Annotated in this window: 1 protein-coding gene and 1 pseudogene; both read right to left on the reverse strand. The window is 71.1% G+C overall.

Annotated elements, in window-relative coordinates; all coding sequences use genetic code 11:
• Nucleotides 1–770, reverse strand: a 770-nt coding sequence (locus tag IE249_RS35385) for an Ig-like domain-containing protein (RefSeq protein ID WP_229860032.1), incomplete at its 3' end; no start/stop codon positions are given.
• Between the two features lie 36 nt (nucleotides 771–806).
• Nucleotides 807–1,109 (reverse strand): annotated as a pseudogene (locus IE249_RS40235) (Ig-like domain-containing protein); the annotation flags it as partial.
• Nucleotides 1,110–1,163 lie beyond the last annotated feature (54 nt).

Here is a 1,163-nt window from a genome sequence, read left to right on the forward strand (position 1 = left end):
GCGCTCCCGTCACCGAAGTCCAGCGTGACCGGCCCCGTGGGCGTCCCCGCACCCGGCGCCACCGGCGCCACCGCCACAGTGAACGTCACCGGCTCACCCACCACCGACGGATCCGGCGACGACGACACGGTCGTGGTCGTCCCCGCCTGAACCACCGACTGCACCACGGAACCCGACGAACCACCGAAATCACCGTCACCGCCATACGCCGCAGTCACCGTGAAGGGGCTGCCCGTCGCTGACGCGAAGGAGTGGGTGACCGAAGCCGTACCTCCCACCAGAGTGGCGCTCTGGGTCGGTGAGCCGTCACCGAAGTCGAAGACGACCGGCCCCGTGGGCGTCCCCGCGCCGGGCGCCACCGGCGCCACCACCGCGGTGAACGTCACCGGCTGGCCCACCACCGACGGATCCGGCGACGACGACACCACAGTGCTGGTCCCCGCCTGGTTCACCGTCTGTGTGTCGGAACCACTGGAACCGGCATAGAGGGCACTGCCGTTGTAGGTGGCGGTGACGGTGAACGGACTCGCGGTCGCGTCGGCGTAGGCGTGAGTGGCCGTCGCGGTGCCGCCGGCCACCGGCACCGTCACCGTCGCACTCCCGTCACCGAAGTCGAACGTGACCGTCCCCGTCACCGACCCTCCGCCGGGCGCCACGGGCGCCACCGTGGCAGTGAAGGTCACCGACTGACCCACCACCGACGGATCCGGCGACGACGACACGGTCGTGGCCGTCGGCGCCGGATTCACCGTCTGGCTGCCGACGGCCACCGATGAGGAGAAGTCGCCGTTCCCCGCGTAGACGGCGCTGATGACGTAGGGGCTGCCGGAAGTGCTGGTGTAGGTGTGGGTGACCGTCGCGCTGCCGCCCGTAAGGGCCAGCGTCTGGGACGGACTCCCGTCACCGAAGCCGATCGTGACGTTCCCCGTCGGCGTCCCCGCACCCGGCGCCACCGGCGCCACCGTCGCCGTGATGGTCACCGGCTGACCCACCACCGACGGATCCGGCGACGACGACACCGTCGTGGTCGTCCCAGCCCGATTCACCGCCTGCGTGTCCGACCCCGAGGAACCCGCGAAGCCCGCGTTGCCGGAATACGTCGCCGTCACCGTGAACGGACTGCCGGCGGCCGTGCCGTAGGCATGCGTGACCGTAGCCGAACC

The sequence above is a fragment of the Streptomyces anandii JCM 4720 genome (genome assembly GCF_014650655.1).
In the GTDB taxonomy this organism is placed as follows: Bacteria; Actinomycetota; Actinomycetes; order Streptomycetales; family Streptomycetaceae; genus Streptomyces; species Streptomyces anandii.